A 17,658-nucleotide genomic window follows, 5' to 3' on the forward strand; every position below is an offset into this window, starting at 1 on the left:
ATTATTAACTATTAAAACAACACTTATTTTAACCTAATTGTTCGTATTATTTCTTTAAAAGTCTTCGAGCCGTATCAGAAAGAAGAATAAGGGCTCCGGCTAAAATAGCTATATCTTTTATCACTAATCTGCCTGCTCCTGAAAGTAAAGGTACGATTAGAAGATGCTGCTAAATGAAGAAACTCGTTGTAAAAAGCTGTTACTTTTGTTTTCATAATCACTTATATTCAGGTATTAATATTATTATTGCAAAAGTAACGGCTGCTCTATACGTAAGAAATGGTTATTTTCCTATTATAATTTGCAATTTTTCCTATTCTAAAACTTTCTCAGCTTTATTTTTATAGACAGAACGATAATTTGAAGTACTCAGGCCCGTTGTTTTTTTAAAGAAGCGGCTAAAAGTTGCCTGATCTTCAAATCCTAAAATTACAGCTATTTCCTTCGCACTTTTATTGGAATAAAGTAATAATCGTTCAGCTTCTGCCTTAATCCGATCATGTATAATACGGATGGCTGAAGGCTGATGGTAAGAAGATAATATATTAGCCAAAGTTTTAGGAGATTTATTCAACATATCTGCATATTCCTGGACCTGTTTCTTTTCTTTATAATATGTATCCACTAATACATGAAATTTCCGGATTATTTCAAATTGTGAGCCATTTTCCGGAGCTACACCATGACGGTTCTCAGCAATACGGGTACAAAGAATTATAAAACGTTTTAAAAGAACCCGAAGCATTTCTTCCTGCAAATGGTCACAATCTTCAAACTCCACTTGCATAATGCCTAACAAAGTTTCCAACTTATCACGTTCTTTTTCTTTTAAGTCAAAAATAACTATTTGAGACGATCCATGAAACAATAAGCCATTACACGAAACTTCGTGATCATTTCCATGTATACAATAAAAATTACTATTGAATAATAAAGCAATATATTCACCTTCTATCCGTACAAACTCCAAACGGTACAAATGAGATAAAGACATCAACTGATTAGCTTTCAATATAACCCTTTGATGATCAATTTCCAGTTCAATCTCACCAGAAAGTATCCATATAAATTTATAAAATTCTTTATCTCTCAAAGCGGTGTTGTTTTCATGCAAAGTATTACAGAGAAGTATTTTCCCTTTCATTTTTGCGTTTTCAAAAAGTAGATTCATAATATATTTGTTTTATAATTATTCATTTCCATTCGGATGGGAATTCTCCCGTCAGCCGCCGAAACCATCTGGAGAATGTATCTTGGTTCGAAAATCCCAGCATAATAGCAATTTGCGACGGACGTAAACGTGTTTTACGAAGTAGATCCTTTGCCTCCAACAATACATAATCTGCAATCCATTCCACAGCTGTCATTTGAGAATATTGACGGCATTTCATATTAAATTCCGGTGAACTCAATCCTAATTTTTCTGCATAAAAATAAGCCGGAGAATGATGGTAACGACTAATCAATAAAGCCAAATCATGGAAAAAAAGAGGAATATCATCCCTCTCTATTCTCTCTTCATGCACAGAATACTGTAAACCGATAACTAAAGCTCTCAACAAAGATTCAATTACCTTAGCCCGTATTTCCCTGGGAGTATTCAATTGCGACTCTATTAAGTTAAGCATAGTCATTGCTTCATTTATTTCTTTCTCAGTAATATCCCGAATAATCAAACGTTGCCGGTTAATCAAAAATTCCTCCGAGACAAAGACAACTATACCGCTAAAGTTAGTTTCTATAAATGATTTTACACTTGTTACACCTTCACCTGCAGCAAGTAAAACCTGTCCCTTTACTATATTACAATCGTCTTTATTTACCTTACAAGAAAAAGAGCCTCCGGTACAAATCACAACTAATGTACCTGTTTCAAAAGAAGGCAAAGCCTCTCCCTTCCCATCTTTCACATGATATATTTTTAATGCTCGTTCCAGTACTAATTCAGGTACAGAAACCATATGATATAGGTCTATTGGCAATATTCTATTTATACTATTCCCCATATATTATGCATTTAAAGAATTGATTTGCTCAATAAACATTTAAAGATAGTTATTAGTTTTGATCAGATACCGCATTTCATAATTATTCAAATAAAAAAGCACTATCTAAAATACTTATAAGTGAATCAAGTTTATTTATAAAGTCTGAACATTCAAACATCCTTATTAGTTCTATATTTGCACACTATAAAAAGAACAAACAAAACAATGGAAATATTTTTCAAACCTATAACATTGGATGACAGAGAAGTTATCACTTCATTCACTTTTCCAAGCGATTATCGCAACTGTGATTTTTCGTTCGCCAACATGTGTAGTTGGCGATTTCTATATAATAGCGAATTTGCTATCGTAGAAGGATATCTTTTAATCCGTTTCTGGCTTGAAGATAAAAGTAGAATTGCATATATGATGCCAGTAGGTAAAGGAGACCTAAAATCTATAATTAATCTATTAGAAGAAGATTCTCTAAAACACGGTCATCCTCTATGTATGCTAGGAATTACTCCTGACGCAAAAACAGAATTAGAAAGGGTTTTACCTAAAGATTTTTATTACATTCCTGAACGAGACTATTATGACTATATATATCTTCGTGAGAATTTGGCTTCTCTGAAAGGAAAAAAATACCAATCCAAACGCAATCATATCAATAATTTTAAAAAGCAATATTCTTATGAATATATGCCTATCACCCCAGATATAGTTCCTCAATGCCTCGAATTAGAATGCAAATGGTATAAAGCCAACCTAACAGAGAAAGATGACGAAGAATTAAATGACGAACGTCGTTCACTGACTTATGCCCTCCATCATTACAATGAATTGGGACTAATTGGAGGAGCCATCTGTGTCGCAGGAGAGATTGTGGCATTTTCTTTTGGAGCACCGGTCAATCACAACACATTTGCTGTTCATGTAGAAAAAGCTGATGTAAATTATGATGGAGCATACACCTTAGTAAATCAAGAATTTGCATCTCATCTGCCCGAACAATATATATATGTCAACCGGGAAGAAGATTTAGGTATACCAGGTCTGCGCCAAGCCAAGCTTTCTTATAACCCTACTATTCTACTTGAAAAATGTGCCGCTATAAAAAAACCAATACTAAAATAATAGCGTTATGAACAAAAAACAACAAGTAAAAGATTTATGGAGAACATGTTTCGGTGATTCCGAAGCATTTATAGACCTTTATTTTGATCGCGTATATCAAGATGATAATACGCTAACAATCGAAAGAAACGGACAAATTGTTTCTGCATTACAAATGCTCCCATACACAATGACCTACTTTGGTACCGAAATTTCGGTAGCATATATATCAGGTGCATGTACAGTTCCTGAACAACGTGGTCAAGGATTAATGAAACAATTGCTACAAGAAGCTTTTGAAGAAATGAAAAAACGGGATGTTGCAATAACTGCATTAATACCTGCAAACACAAGGTTATTCAATTACTACCGTGAACAGGGTTACATCGAGGCCTTCGATTATACAACAGAAACCTATATCCGTCCTCAAATAGTCGTTCAAAAGCCATTATTAACAGTAGTTCCTCCTGAGGTCGATTCAATGAACACATTGTATAAATACTTCGATAAAAAACTCAGGGAGCGTACATGCTGCGTATTACATACTTATGACGATTTTGTAACTATTCTTCGTGACCTGGCACTTAATGGAGGACAAATGCTTACGGCACTCAATGAAAACGAACAACCTGTAGGTATGATCTTCCTTCATTTATTTATAGACTCAAACGGACAAAAAAATATTTACGCAAAAGAGTTGATGTATGACAATGAAGATATAAAAGCTCTTTTACTTCAGGAAGCCACATTACAAAACAATGTAAATCAAGCAATCTGCGAAATATCACCAACTCCTCCCAGTACAATGCCCAAAGGTATGGCTAAAGTAATAGATACAAAACGACTTATACATCACTGGCATTCCAAACACCCTCATAGTCCTTTATCTAAAAGTGATTTAGAGAATATGGACATTCAAACATTAACACAGCATTTGTTGGATTATCCTGACAAAAAAGCATTTATCAGTTTAATGCTTGATTAAATAAATAAAAAAGGTTTCGGAGATTGCTTCCGAAACCTTTTTTATTTATTCAGTGAATACTTTATCATCCACCGGATGTTTATACCAATCAGTATCCTGTGTCCCTCCGGATTTGCACCAATTTGCAAACGTAGGATAAGCCTCCATAATATTTATACCTTCCAATGGATATTTAAAATCATCGTATGGAATCATAAAGCCCCACATCATGTTATCATCCGACTTATATCCATTAGTATCACCTTTCACCTTTTCTGTTGGAATCCGACCTGCTAAATGCACTTCTGATCTGTTGTTCGAATCACCTCCATTCACAATAAAGAAATTCAACGCATTTACATTTACGTTCTCCATAGCTACCGGTGCCGTAAAATCTATTTTACATAGAATGTTTCCAGAAACAACCGCATCCGCACCTTTATATGTATTTGTTATTTGTCCGTTTGGCACTCCAAATGCAGCATGCGCATTACCAAACAACGGAATTACGGCATATGATGAGCCTTCAACCCCATTTCCGGAAGAAACAAAATAATTATTTACAGAAATATCATTCAATGCAGTCCTAGTTACACTTTTAATCGAAGATGGGATTACTTTATCCAATTGCACACCAGCCCCTAACTTTTTAGTAGCCCCCAAAGCTCTCATGTCTAAATTAATTTCCATCGAAACGACATTGTTATCCTTATCTTGAGAATAAATAAAGTTTTTCACACCTAAAACCAAATCATTCATATCATAGTCGCTATTCCCTGGCCAGCCATCTTCCATAGCAAAAATATAATATGTAGAAAGAGCAACTTCTATTGGAAACTTCGGATCGGAAGGTGTTCCGCTTCCCGGGTTTTCTTCTATTCCGTCATCATTACAAGTTGTCGGAGCTACTGCATTAACAGGAACACGTGATAAAGTCACCCCTTGTTCCATTTTACAATCTCCCGAAAAATCAGATAAACAAATCAAATTTAATATTCCACCAAAAAAGGCGGAACCTTCACCACTTCCCCCAATATATGATTTCATCATTATTGTAGGTATAAATTGATCAACATTATGTCCGATTATTTTATTATTCCATACAAAAGTCGCTGATTTTTCAATTTTCACAACAGCAGAGCCAAACATATTGACGTTAAGACCATTACCTTTAAATTCGTCACATTTAAACAAACTACCGTCTACCAATTCAATATCCGTACCATCACAATACATTTTATTTTCTATATCCAAGCTGCAACTATTAATCAGTATAGCTCCCTGAACAGACCCAAAAGTTGCTGATGAACAATGCCCATTATTTTCAAAATAAGAAGTACTACCTGCCATTACCAATGACGCGTTACGCAATAATTGATCAAAATTTCCACCACTTCCATTTTTTGTAATCTCCATGGTACCATTATTAATAACCTTTCCGTTGATTTTTAAGGTTTTTGCGATCAAAGTACCATCATTAATTATAGTAGCACCAGGATCAACTTGAATGCTTCCTGATGTAAATTCTATACTGCCTTCCGACTTAGAAGCAGTAGAGCCATGCACAGCAACCATAGTATTCGACTGGCCAATTGTCCCTCCAGACATACTATTTATAATAACTTTTCCTCCAGGTAAAACAATAATTTTATCATTATTGGCCATATACCAATTGGTTAAAGTTACTGTCCCGGCAACATATAAAGCTGAATTTCCTGCCCAATATGATTTTAGTTTACTAGCATTTAATAAGACACCTTCCGGAATATAATAATTTCCATTTTGTAACTGATAACCATCAGATACGTCAGATAAATCCGTATAATCAGCAGGCAAAGGATAATCTGAAGCAGATAAAACTGTTCCGCTACGCAAATTAGTATCAGACAGGCTTTTTGTTGCAGCAACAGAGCCAAATGTACAATTTATTACGTCAACTGTCGCATCACAAGCTTTCACGCTCTCACGTTGAAGAGGATCTGTTTGCTTTACATATACGTTTTTTAAAATAAGAGGATAGATTAAATCCACAACAAAAGGAGCATCTTTTTTACCAACTCCTTTCCCTAACAGATTAGCACTTTTTGATGCAAAAGGATTTGCATCATATACCTCCACAACATAAAAATATTTCCCATTGAACTGATCATTTACATCTACAGTCAATTTCGCTTTTTTTACAGTTGTAAAATCAAAATCATCAGGAATGCCACTAGTATTACCTGAATCCGGTTTTTTAGGATCTTCACCTTCATATACGTCTTTTGTACATGCAAAAAACAGTATCATCAGTACAGGAATGAAAAAGATCGCCCTCTTTTTTAATATGCACTTCATAATCAAACATTTTATTATATTTACCCTCGCTGCAAATATAGTAGAATAAAAACTATCGATGCATACAAAAAACAAAGGAAATCAATACTTATAACATTTATTCACAATTAAGAAAAACAGATTATATCATATAAAAAACAAAGGAGATCAGAAAATACGCAACGCAATATGTTTATTATAGATTTATTAAATTTACAAAAAAACATTATTCTTAAAAATTAATCCAATTGATAAAGTTTCAGTTTATTATAGAGAGTCTTTCTATCAATTCCCAATAACTGGGCAGCACGTGTTTTATTATATCCGGCTTCTATCAATGCTTTTTTAATTAAATCCCTTTCATGCGTTTCATTTTTCAATTGAATATTAGAAAAAGACTGTTCCGGAATTTTTAATTCCTCCGGCAACTCCGCACATGTAATGTAGCGGCCGGCCGCAAGCAAAGTTGCATATTTAATAACATTCTTCATCTGGCGCAAATTACCCGGCCATGAATAAGTTTGGAATAAATGCAAAGTAGCACTATCAAATCCGATTATATTTTTATTCAATTCATTATTTGCCAAATCAAGAAAATGATTTGCATATAACAATAAATCTTCTTTTCTTTCTTTTAAATCCGGAATCCGGATAGTAAATTCATTTATACGGTGATAAAGATCTTCACGAAAATCCCCTTTATCTATAGCCTGGCGCAAATTTTCATTAGTAGCAGAAATAAGGCGTACATTTATAGCTATTTCCTGATTACTGCCAATAGGCTTCACTTTTCTTTCCTGAAGAGCACGTAATAATTGTATCTGAACTTCATAAGATAAATTTCCTATTTCATCCAAAAATATCGTACCCCCTTGTGCCGCAACGAAAGCACCCGTCTTATTTTCTATTGCTCCGGTAAATGAGCCTTTCACATGTCCGAAAAATTCTGAGACTGCCAATTCTTTTGGAATAGCTCCACAATCCACCGCTATAAATGGAGCTTTACTATGGTTGCTCTGCTCATGAATACGACGTGCTATATGCTCTTTGCCTGTACCGCTTGCTCCCATTATCAATACAGACATATCCGTAGGGGCAACCAAACGAATATGTTCATACATTTGTTGTGAAGCCAAACTTTGTCCTTCTATATATAAAGAACTCTGAGATTCATTAACAGATTTAACAACAGGCGGTTCTATCGTCTTATTTCCAGAAGATTTGAATACCTCATTTATTTTATTTAATAAATCTTCCGGGTTCAGAGGTTTTGCTATATAATCTGCCGCTCCTAATTTCATAGCCTGTACAGCAGTTTGAATCTCCGCATAACTAGTCATCATGATCAAAGGTAATACGGGATATTTCCCTTTCAACCATCTTAATAATGAAATACCATCCTCATCCGGCAAACGCAAATCTGATACAACAAGGTCATATTTACCACCTTCTATTTTTTGCCTTGCTTCCGAAACAGATGCCGCACTTGCCGTTTCAAAACCTTTTTTGCCAAGCCATGTCGTCAGCATCAGGGAGAAAGTTATATCATCTTCAACTATAAGGATTGATGGCATAATTATACGTTTTAAATGTTACACAAAGGTATTAAAGGAATTTTGAAAAGACAAACAAAAAGGGCATCCAATATGGAATGCCCTTTCATTTTACAGACTTAATAGAATATTCGGACTTGCGAATCTTTTGTTTATAACGGTTTAAATGTAGAAACGCCAATTTTCGATTTCAGTTAAATCAATTCCAATTTCGTGCCAAAGTCTGCCAAAAGCACGCCTTTAAATCCATAAAATACTATCTATGAACAGATAAGTAGCATATAATGTTTCCTTACATAAAAATTCTTTTCTTATTTATGTAGAATACCCTTCCACAATTGTAGAATTTATCCACACCTGCTATCACACATTTTGTTCACTCTTATTATTTTTTAGTTTTAACTCCTGTTTGACTTATTAGCAAAAAAGTCTTATCTTAGACGATAAGATGAATACTAAATTACCAGACATATCCAAAGAGGTTGAAAAACTCATATTTGACAAATTAGAGACATTCAACAAAGGAAAAATAACCGACAAAAGTTGTTATTATATTCTTGTTCCTAATAATAAAACACTTTATTACACGCTTTGGTTTTTTAATCTTAATGCTGTTCACCATCCATCCGTATATATTTCCAATTTAGAATTAAATGCAATCAGTTCAATAAACAAAGCTATTCACATGGTGGCAAACTCCTTTTTACCGCTATACATAACCGACAAAACAGATTCTTTTTTTAGCCATGGCGATGACATTATTTCTTTCGGAAAATACAGAGGGCATCACTTACAGGATATTTACACAATAGATCCACGGTATGTATGCTGGCTTGCCGATAAATATGAGGCACAGACAAAAAGTGAACATAGATTTAAAGAGATAGCTGTCACTTATAGCCAGATATATATAGATTTATATACCCGCAAAAAATACAAAACGCCAATAAGTTCTTTTGTTGGAACTCCTGGTGATAAGCTCACCAACCTAAATCTGACAATAACAAAAGTACGGATTGAAGATGACCCTTATAAAACAAGGATAGAGAACGGGAGTACTTATTTTTACGTAGATCAACTTATTACTGCTATAGACACAGATAAAAATTTATTCCTGTTTACATACAAAGCAAAAGAGCACAGTTTCGAATCACGTGTTTTAAGTTGTTATACCCATGCATACAAAGTGGAAGAAAAAATACATTTATTGTCAGCAAGAATCTTAAAACATATTGAAATACGAGGCATAAAATATACCAAATTAGGATACATCAAATTCTAATTTCCTGTTACCTGTTTTACTATAACAACAGCCTGCTCTATAACTTCGGACAACAAATGCATCCAACCGGTATCAGACAACTCTTCATCGTTTTTTTCAAGCAACCTTAGCTGCTGAACCAATGTATTAGCGCCTAACATCGTAAAAAGAGGTATTAATTTATGAGACAATCGTGCTACTTCCTCCCTATTATGTTTAGATTTTGCTTCTTGCAAAAGTACTATGCTTTTATTCGTTTCCTCCGAAAACGTATGAAGAATAGAAGCCGATGCTTCTTTATCCTCTCCTGCAAATGCTGTTAATGACGAAAAGTTCAATTCCGTCTTTACTTCAAGATTTATAGTCAACAACTTATTCAACAAAGATATTAACTGTGTAGCTGTAAACGGCTTATTAAGAAAAGCCGTAAACCCTGCATCCAAATAATGATCATGTTCTTTTGACACACTCGCAGAAAGAGCAATAACAGGTACTTTTTCCGTACCTTGTATGCCCGAAGTCCGTATCATGTCCAACAAATGGAAACCATCCATACCAGGCATTTGAATATCCGTAATTATTGCATCAAAAAAAGTATTTTTCAATAACTCAGGTACCGAATGCGGATTTGTACAGCATACTACTTTTACATGGCTTTGTTTCAAAAGTTCTTCTGTCAAAGCTAGCTGTAAAGGATCGTCATCTACAAGAAGACAACAGATATCCCGTTTATCAAAAGTATGAACAACATTACCATTCTCCCGTTCCTGAGTTGGAGATTGAACAGGTATATCCGATAAAGAAAGTGGTAAAATCACAGTAAAATCACTTCCTTCCCCCAATGTACTTTGTAATGATAATTCTCCACCCATTAATGATATAAGTTTATGGGTAATTGATAACCCCAAACCAAACCCTTCTTCCTCATCCGTTTCCGGCAAACGGGTAAATTCGCCAAAAATACGGCCTTGTTCCTCCGTGGGTATACCCGGTCCCGAATCACAAACTATGACAGAAAGCTGATAAACCGCCTCATTTTCATTAATAGAGACAACCATCACAACCCGCCCCTCTTGAGTAAATTTAATGGCATTGGACAAAAGATTACCAATTATTTGACGTATACGGATAGGATCTCCTACATAAGCTTTATCCATAAACCGGTCTTTCAGGTTCATGACAAATTGCAATTTTTTCGCATCTGCCAGAGGCTTGAAACTCGTATATATCTCATTAAATAGTGTGGCTACATTAAATGGAACACGATGTATCTCCATTCGCCCGGATTCCAACCGATGAAAATCCAGTAAATCGTTTACTAATGACAAAATATGATTGGAAGAACCAGTCATATTTTCCAGATAATACCTTTGACGTTCATCCGGATGCAAATTCAATAACAATTGAATATAACCTATTATGGATGAAAGCGGAGCACGTATATCATGGCTGATTGTCAACATTAATTTCTCGCGGCTGCGCAAAAGATTTTCAGCGTATTGTTTCGCCTTTTCCAACTGCAAACGATAATACTGGCTACGTGAAATATCGCGACCGATAAAGAATAAAAATAGTACTGCAATAATAACCGAAATAATAGCTATGCCTGCGATTAAATGGGAAGTTTCACGAAGCAAATCCTGTTTTTTAGTCATCCGCCCAAGAGAAGCGTTAACCTCTTCCTCTTCAATATCGCGTAACATTTGATTTATCTTACTAGTTATCACGCTATTGTTATAACGCAAGTTCGCAGCACGCACCATTAAAAGATCTATTAATTGTTTACGTTGCCCGGCTACACTATCCTGTATGCTTTTTAATACACTTACAATCGTATCAGATGGACTAAAAGCATTTAAAAGTGTATCCGATACAATCTCGCGCGTAGTATTCACTACGATGTTCGTATCTTGTTTAGAAGGAGAAAAAGCCTCAGCCAGACGTCGAAAAAAGCCCCGGCGTTTCTGAGGAATCACAACTGTATCTTTTTTTATATGAATCCGATCCTGCAACTCAACCCGTTCTTCCACAGTATCTTGTATGGCTATTACTTTTTCTATATTTTCAGTATATAGACGTTCTGCATTAGCTTCATTCCAGGTTTCCAACAGATTGAGAGTATTCCGGCGTTTCTGCTCCAACATCATATCTATTGAATCTATTTTTGCTTGTTGTTGCAAATCCGATATCAGCACACGCAACGTATCCATATTCTGATGGGCTTTGTTAAGTGTTCGGTTAAAATGCGTCAAATCATTATCCGGTATTCCCACCAGTTGTCCCAAAGCTTCACTTTCATACAAAAGAGACAAAGTATTCGTAACATAATAGACTTTACGCCTTGAAGTACTGTCTGGCTGCTCTTCTCCGGCCACTTGCTGCACAATCCGATAAGTGTAAGCAACAGAACATACAGCTATACTTATCAATAATATATAGCCGAAAACAACTTTACTTGTTATATGTCTGTTTTGACTACTCATTTATAAAAAAATCAGTCTTTATCGTAAGCAATGTTCCATTTATCCATCATTATAAAGTCTGCTTTTTTCAAGCCTACTTTCCAAAATGGTATCGGGTCGTCATGATCCCCTAAATACATCCGGTCACGGATTATATAAGCATGATTCGACACGGCCAGTGTCGAATCGGCAACAGAAGTACGTACTCCTGCTATATCCAGCATAGTATGGAAAACCGTATTTGTACTCACCGGTATAGATTGATGAGCCATTACGGTCTGGTATTTCTCCTGATATACTTCACGATATTCCGGAGAAAACCAAATCAATAAAGGTATATGCAACTGATAATAAGTCGGTATCAGAGAAGCATGAAGATAACGGTTGCGGGAATCATCAAATATATCTTCTCCATGATCACTCAGATACATCATGGAAGCACATGCATTCGTCTTCCCTAAAATTTCAACAATTCCATTCAATACATAATCCGTATACCTTATCGAATTATCATAAGCATTCCGCAATATCTTTTTGTGTGATGCCCGTATACCCTCTACCTGGTCGGGGTTATATATTGAAAATTCCTTCGGATAACGTTCATGATAATTAAAATGAGAGCCATAAGTATGAAGTACCACAAATACGTTTCCTTTCGATTTATCCAGTTCCTTTTGCAAATACGGTAAAATAGCACCGTCATGCAAAGATGTTAAATAAGAACCTGCCTTAAACTGGCTCATGTCTATAAAAGTATCGGCTTCCCGGTAAAAAGCCCCGATCATAGAAGTAGTTAGTTTCTGATTGGCTATCACAAGCGTATGAAAACCTGCTTCTTTAAAAGCCGTAACAATACTTTTTCCGCTATATATAACTCCGTAATCTTCTGCCGATGCTGCCGAAAGGATAATAGGCACACTTTTATGCGTATTATTCGATTGAGTAACCACGTCCGTAAAATGTGCTAATCCTGCAAGTTTTTCCATATAAGGGGTCGTTTCGCGGTCATAGCCATAAAGACTCCACTCCATTGCTCTTGAAGTCTCGCCTACTACCAATATATATATTTCACGCCGCCCCTCCGCCTGCACAGGCTTCGTTGCATCAAACTTAAAATTTGCAGATGTTTTCGAATAATTCGCATTTTTCTCCGCTTTGTTTATAGCAAAATACAAATTGTATAAAGCATTTGCCGGATAAATATCATCTTTAAGAGAAAAACGATAATCTTGTAAAGGAGATAAAAAACAGAATACAACGCCTGTAATAAACATAAGCAAACTTATTTTCGCCCATTTTTTTCTAAAAGAAGCAGATAGAACTTTTTTAGAACGAATCGATCTGAAAGCTAACCATAAAGTAGGAAGCGTATACAAAAAGAACACACAACTTATTATCAAAATTAAGTTCCCCAACAACTCACTGGCCTCCGATGCATCAGAGCTTGTCAGGTTAAGAAACATATCTACGGCTATTACAGACTGGCCGAAAACATACAATAATACTAATTGCCCCCCATCCAATATCACTTTAGGTAAAAAGCACCAGACTACAATGCCCGGCTTGCGGGTCAACAATAATAATCCCATCCAGAAAGCTAACGGCAATAGTATAGAAGCCACTCCAACCGTTATTGGCAAGGATTCCGTAAAGAATAACACAAAATTAGGCACAACAAATAAAAAAGCAAAAACAAAAAAAAGATGCTTCTGCAAAGAAATCCAATGTACCAACTTATCACAACGCCTCATTATCTATACTATATATCATCCATTTAACCCAACATACGACTTCTGATCCGGAAAACGAATTTCTGGAACTGACAAAAATAGTTGTTATCTATTGGATAATAACTGTACAGAGACACAAAAAAAGTTATTTCAACAGGATTAAAATCCCATTAAAATAACTTTTCACTTATTTATACGCAAGATATTACCTTACCGTTACCTCATCTATAAAGAACCAGGCCGGGTAACCTACCCCGTAGTGCCATGACGGACATGTCTTCACACCTTCTATCTCTACCTTTATATAACGGGCTGTCACTGGTGCATCCGCTTCACATTTTACCTGGACAAATTTTACCTGGACAGACCGGTCTTCATCCAGAGACTTTGCTCCGAAAGGTTGATATGTCTTGTTATCGGCAGATACCGAATAAGTAACGCTTTTAGGCAGCAGCACCCATTGCCCCAGTTGATGCAAGAAGTCGCTTTCAATTGACGAAAATTCCGTTTCTTTTCCCATATCCAGAATAAAAGCGCCATCTACGCCTTCCCAACCTACCCAGCTTTCCACAAAGGTAGTTCCGCCAAACAGTTCATCAGTAAGGGCTGTTTCTCCTGTTGCTTTGTATTTGCCGGAAGGGGGTGTCAGCCAGATCACTTTCGCTGCCTTTGCCAGATTGGTTGCCTTACCCGGAAGATAACGTTCCGTATATAACTGACAATATTCGTGAGGTGAATTGCTCCGTTCGTTCAGCGTAGGCACGTTGAAGTAAGCCGTTCTTTCATCGAACAAGGCCAACTTTGCCTTTATCTCATCTACATCATGCCCGCCCTCAGCACGTGCAATTTCAAGTTCTGCATATTGCAATGGCAAACGCGAAAGACGTACACGGTCTAACAGAGTTTTATCTGATACAACCGCCTGTTCTGCCTGGTCAAACAATTCATTATAGCGTTTACGGCATTTGGCATTCAACATGCCATCTTTATGCGTAACAGGAGAATCATATATCCATAAATCCACATTACTTGCCAGCAGACCACCTTCCAACAGTTTTTCATATTGATAAATATATGGAGCAGCAGCACCATAATAACCATCCATAAAGGCTTGCATCAGCGAATCTGTATTAAGATATGGGTTCCACATCAGTTTGCTCACCATATAAGCACGCATTTCCGGAAAATCGCCACCTTTGGAGCCTCCTATCTGCGAAAAATGCATTGTTGCATTATGTTCTTTGAATAGCTGAATATTCTTCTGCAATATCGGGAAATTAGGGAACGGAGAGACAAAATTGTCAAAATTGATTCCATAATCCCATACAAATATATTTTTACTGATAGCAGACCAACCTTCCATTGCTTTCATAAAGTCCTGTCCCGATTCGTTATCCGTCAACGGAACTTCACGTTTGCAATCAATATCACAAAGCATGATATTTACATTAGGTAATGGTTTCACTTGCTTTGGAGGATGCATTGTGTACAGATAAGCCAAAGTAGAGAATTCCTTGTCTGGAAAACGCTCGGCCAGTTTATTCAAAAAATAGATAAGGCTTCCCGAAGGTCCTCCCTCCCGGTCATCCAAAGCTTTACAAGCCGGACAAGTACAATTGGTATGATTCCCGTCATTTTGGCTAACCGAAATCATATTCATCCCAGGATTTGCTTTAAAAATAGAATCTATTTTCTGTGCTACCACTTCAAACAACTCAGGATTTGTCAAACACCACTGACTGGCTTTGCCCGGACGGCGTTCTCCATTAATAAACGAATAATATTCCGGATGGGAAACTCCGTATATATCCGATGGTAATATTTTGTCGAACGTATGCACCCAATAACCTCCTGCAAATACTTCCTGAGGTTCCTCAAAACGAAACCAAAGTTTATAAACCGGATCATCTTTCAAAGCATAACACTGACTCTGGCGATAACGGAATGCAGGATTTTCCGCACGGTTCAGTTCCGGCAAAATTATAGTAGACTGCTCTTTAACTGTATAGGTATCTGCCGTATAATATGCAACTCCCAGGTAATCCTCCAGTAATGTTACGACCCCGTAAATAGAACCTTTATCTCCTCCGCTACTAATGTAAAGAATCCCCTGATCCGTCGCCAGGCGGAAACCGTCTTCGGTTAATCCCGAAGTATCTCCTTTTCCTACTACGACATCCCCCGGTTTTGCCTTTTTACTATAAACTATAGGTAACTTTGCTCCGCTTATCCGGGTCACAAAATCCTGCAATAAAAGTGCAGCCTGGTCATCCACAGCATTTTGTTTGTCTACAATAATCCTCGAAACGGGTTTATTGTCTTTTACCAACTGAATTTGTGCATTTATTCCTGTCGCCACTAACAAGAGCAGGGCTGCACACGTGTTTTTTAGTTTCATGTTATTTAGATTTAGAAATATATCGATTTATATCAGGCTTTTGAAATTTTCCGGACAATAGCAATAAATTCATCATTCGTAATAATAAATTCCGGCTCCTTATAGTTAACATAATCCTCAAAATAATCGCTCGCAATATCAGCAACTATATTTTCCCCATCCAGCCCGAAAGAATTTACTAAACATTTTACTTTCGCACGTATCTGACGAATCATCTGCAATCTGTCTTCATAACGTTCAGGTTTCTCAATATCCGTTATATGTTCATTACGGGCAATAAGATAAACCACCGTATAAAAAGTATCTATATCACCAAAAACAGGTATAAACTGTATTTTTTTATCTTCCGGCAGTGCAGCCAGTGTTTCTTGTATTTTTGTCATAAACCGTAATTCTATAATATCATTCTACAGGATTATGCAAATATACTGTTTTTCGCCGTAATCTACGAATCTTTTATCCAATGAGGTATTACAAATAATATCACAAAAACAAATCATCCTGATGAATTTTTAATTTCATCGGGATGGTTTTGAAAAAAGATCGGGATGATTTCGGAAAATGACAAAGAAGTACCTACATGTAGGTATTTATGACATATTTTAATCAATAATTAATATAGAACAGCTCTTTTTCCTTACAATTATTAATACCTTTGATGCTTGAATAAAAATAAAAAGTTCCAAAAAAATGATACAAGAAGAATTGATTGGTGACCTGAAATTAAAATGGAAACGCATACAACAAGCTATGCAAAAAATAGAAGCAGACGGATGCTTACTTACCGTAGATGTTAATCTATATTATACGACCGGTCGCATTTACAGCGGATATTTTTACATACCGGCAGAAGGGACTCCCTGGTTCTTTGTAAAACGGCCAAACGGGTTATCAGGCAATAACGTAGTTTATATACGCAAACCGGAACAGATAACAGAAACTTTTGCAAAACAAGGACTAAAAATGCCTGGCAAACTGCTATTGGAAGCAGACGAATTAACTTATAATGATTTCGTCCGGTTGCAGTCTGTTTTTAATCCAAAAGAAACAGGCAATGCAACCACTCTGATGCGTACGCTACGGATGATAAAGACACCCCGGGAAATTTCACAATTCCGGATATCAGCCCAAAACCACGTTGCTACTTATGCGGAAATTCCGGAATGCTTCCATCCCGGAATGACAGACCTGGAACTGCAGTATGAAATAGAAAAGCGAATGAGAAAAAACGGATCGATAGGTTTATTCAGGGCATTCGGCGCCAATATGGACATATTCATGGGAAGTATTCTGGCCGGAGAAAATGCAGAAGTCCCTTCTCCTTTTGATTTTGCTTTAGGTGGAGCTGGAATGGATGCATCGTGTCCTTTGGGGGCAAACGGAACGGTTTTAAAAGAAGGAACAGCCATCATGGTAGATATGGCAGGGAACTATACTCCATATATGACTGACATGACACGCGTTTTCTCCGTTGGGAAACTTACAGACCTGGCCTACCGCGCCCATCAGGTTGCCCTTACCATACAAAATAAAATAGAAAGTAATGCTAAGCCAGGAACAGCCTGTGCAGATTTATATAATGCGGCAATGGAAATCGTGGAGAAAGAAGGCCTTTCCCCCTATTTCATGGGAACAAAGCAACAAGCTAAGTTTATAGGGCATGGCATCGGTATCCAAATAAACGAATTGCCTGTACTAACACCCCGTTCTAAAGAAGAACTAGCCCCCAATATGGTATTTGCCCTGGAACCGAAATTTGTTATTCCCGGCGTAGGAGCTGTGGGTATAGAAAATAGTTTTCTGGTGACTGATACCGGTATTGAAAAGTTGACCCGCTGCAATGAAGAAATAATCGAGTTATCTTAAACTT

12 protein-coding genes and 1 pseudogene are annotated in these 17,658 nt (G+C 36.5%); 4 read left to right on the forward strand and 9 right to left on the reverse strand.

Annotated elements, in window-relative coordinates; all coding sequences use genetic code 11:
• Positions 1 to 46: 46 nt before the first annotated feature.
• From C4S38_RS00965 to C4S38_RS00975, 3 genes and pseudogenes are all read right to left on the reverse strand, one after another.
• Positions 47 to 151 (reverse strand): annotated as a pseudogene (locus C4S38_RS00965) (DUF417 family protein); the annotation flags it as partial.
• Positions 152 to 313: 162 nt separating this feature from the next.
• Complete coding sequence (locus C4S38_RS00970) at positions 314 to 1,171, reverse strand: AraC family transcriptional regulator (protein ID WP_103982160.1); 858 nt, start codon at positions 1,169 to 1,171, stop codon at positions 314 to 316.
• Positions 1,172 to 1,193: 22 nt separating this feature from the next.
• On the reverse strand, positions 1,194 to 2,006 hold the full coding sequence (locus tag C4S38_RS00975; RefSeq protein WP_103982161.1) for an AraC family transcriptional regulator: 813 nt from the start codon (positions 2,004 to 2,006) through the stop codon (positions 1,194 to 1,196).
• 207 nt (positions 2,007 to 2,213) lie between these two features.
• On the opposite strand from C4S38_RS00975, the gene C4S38_RS00980 reads away from it, so the two are divergent.
• Together C4S38_RS00980 and C4S38_RS00985 are read left to right on the forward strand one after the other, a co-directional pair.
• Positions 2,214 to 3,125 (forward strand): DUF2156 domain-containing protein, encoded by a 912-nt coding sequence (locus C4S38_RS00980; protein ID WP_103982162.1) that lies wholly within the window; start codon positions 2,214 to 2,216, stop codon positions 3,123 to 3,125.
• Positions 3,126 to 3,132: 7 nt separating this feature from the next.
• Complete coding sequence (locus tag C4S38_RS00985) at positions 3,133 to 4,089, forward strand: GNAT family N-acetyltransferase (protein ID WP_103982163.1); 957 nt, start codon at positions 3,133 to 3,135, stop codon at positions 4,087 to 4,089.
• A 45-nt stretch (positions 4,090 to 4,134) separates the two neighbouring features.
• Here the strand turns inward: C4S38_RS00985 and C4S38_RS00990 are convergent, their stop codons facing one another.
• The gene (locus C4S38_RS00990; protein ID WP_103982164.1) at positions 4,135 to 6,405 is read right to left on the reverse strand and encodes an LruC domain-containing protein; all 2,271 of its coding nucleotides are present in this window, start codon (positions 6,403 to 6,405) and stop codon (positions 4,135 to 4,137) included.
• A gap of 218 nt (positions 6,406 to 6,623) precedes the next feature.
• Positions 6,624 to 7,958, reverse strand: coding sequence for a sigma-54-dependent transcriptional regulator (locus C4S38_RS00995; protein ID WP_103982165.1), 1,335 nt, complete (start codon positions 7,956 to 7,958; stop codon positions 6,624 to 6,626).
• Positions 7,959 to 8,385: 427 nt separating this feature from the next.
• Here C4S38_RS00995 and C4S38_RS01000 point away from each other — a divergent pair, with 427 nt between their 5' ends.
• Positions 8,386 to 9,219, forward strand: a complete 834-nt coding sequence (locus C4S38_RS01000) for an exodeoxyribonuclease X C-terminal domain-containing protein (RefSeq protein ID WP_103982166.1) — start codon at positions 8,386 to 8,388, stop codon at positions 9,217 to 9,219.
• Here the strand turns inward: C4S38_RS01000 and C4S38_RS01005 are convergent.
• The 4 genes from C4S38_RS01005 to C4S38_RS01020 form a co-directional block, all read right to left on the reverse strand.
• On the reverse strand, positions 9,216 to 11,681 hold the full coding sequence (locus tag C4S38_RS01005; RefSeq protein WP_103982167.1) for an ATP-binding protein: 2,466 nt from the start codon (positions 11,679 to 11,681) through the stop codon (positions 9,216 to 9,218). The two genes, C4S38_RS01000 and C4S38_RS01005, sit on opposite strands and share 4 nt — an antisense overlap.
• An 11-nt stretch (positions 11,682 to 11,692) precedes the next feature.
• A complete protein-coding gene (locus C4S38_RS01010; RefSeq protein ID WP_103982168.1) occupies positions 11,693 to 13,411 on the reverse strand; it encodes a phosphoethanolamine transferase in 1,719 nt (572 codons plus the stop codon).
• Positions 13,412 to 13,595: 184 nt separating this feature from the next.
• A complete protein-coding gene (locus C4S38_RS01015) occupies positions 13,596 to 15,788 on the reverse strand; it encodes a DUF4838 domain-containing protein (protein ID WP_103982169.1) in 2,193 nt (730 codons plus the stop codon).
• Positions 15,789 to 15,820: 32 nt separating this feature from the next.
• The gene (locus C4S38_RS01020) at positions 15,821 to 16,171 is read right to left on the reverse strand and encodes a hypothetical protein (RefSeq protein WP_103982170.1); all 351 of its coding nucleotides are present in this window, start codon (positions 16,169 to 16,171) and stop codon (positions 15,821 to 15,823) included.
• 307 nt (positions 16,172 to 16,478) lie between these two features.
• Between C4S38_RS01020 and C4S38_RS01025 the strand changes: the two genes are divergently transcribed.
• Positions 16,479 to 17,654, forward strand: coding sequence for a M24 family metallopeptidase (locus tag C4S38_RS01025; protein WP_103982171.1), 1,176 nt, complete (start codon positions 16,479 to 16,481; stop codon positions 17,652 to 17,654).
• Positions 17,655 to 17,658 lie beyond the last annotated feature (4 nt).

Origin of the sequence: Parabacteroides chinchillae, assembly GCF_900108035.1 — a bacterium.
Classification (GTDB): domain Bacteria; phylum Bacteroidota; class Bacteroidia; order Bacteroidales; family Tannerellaceae; genus Parabacteroides; species Parabacteroides chinchillae.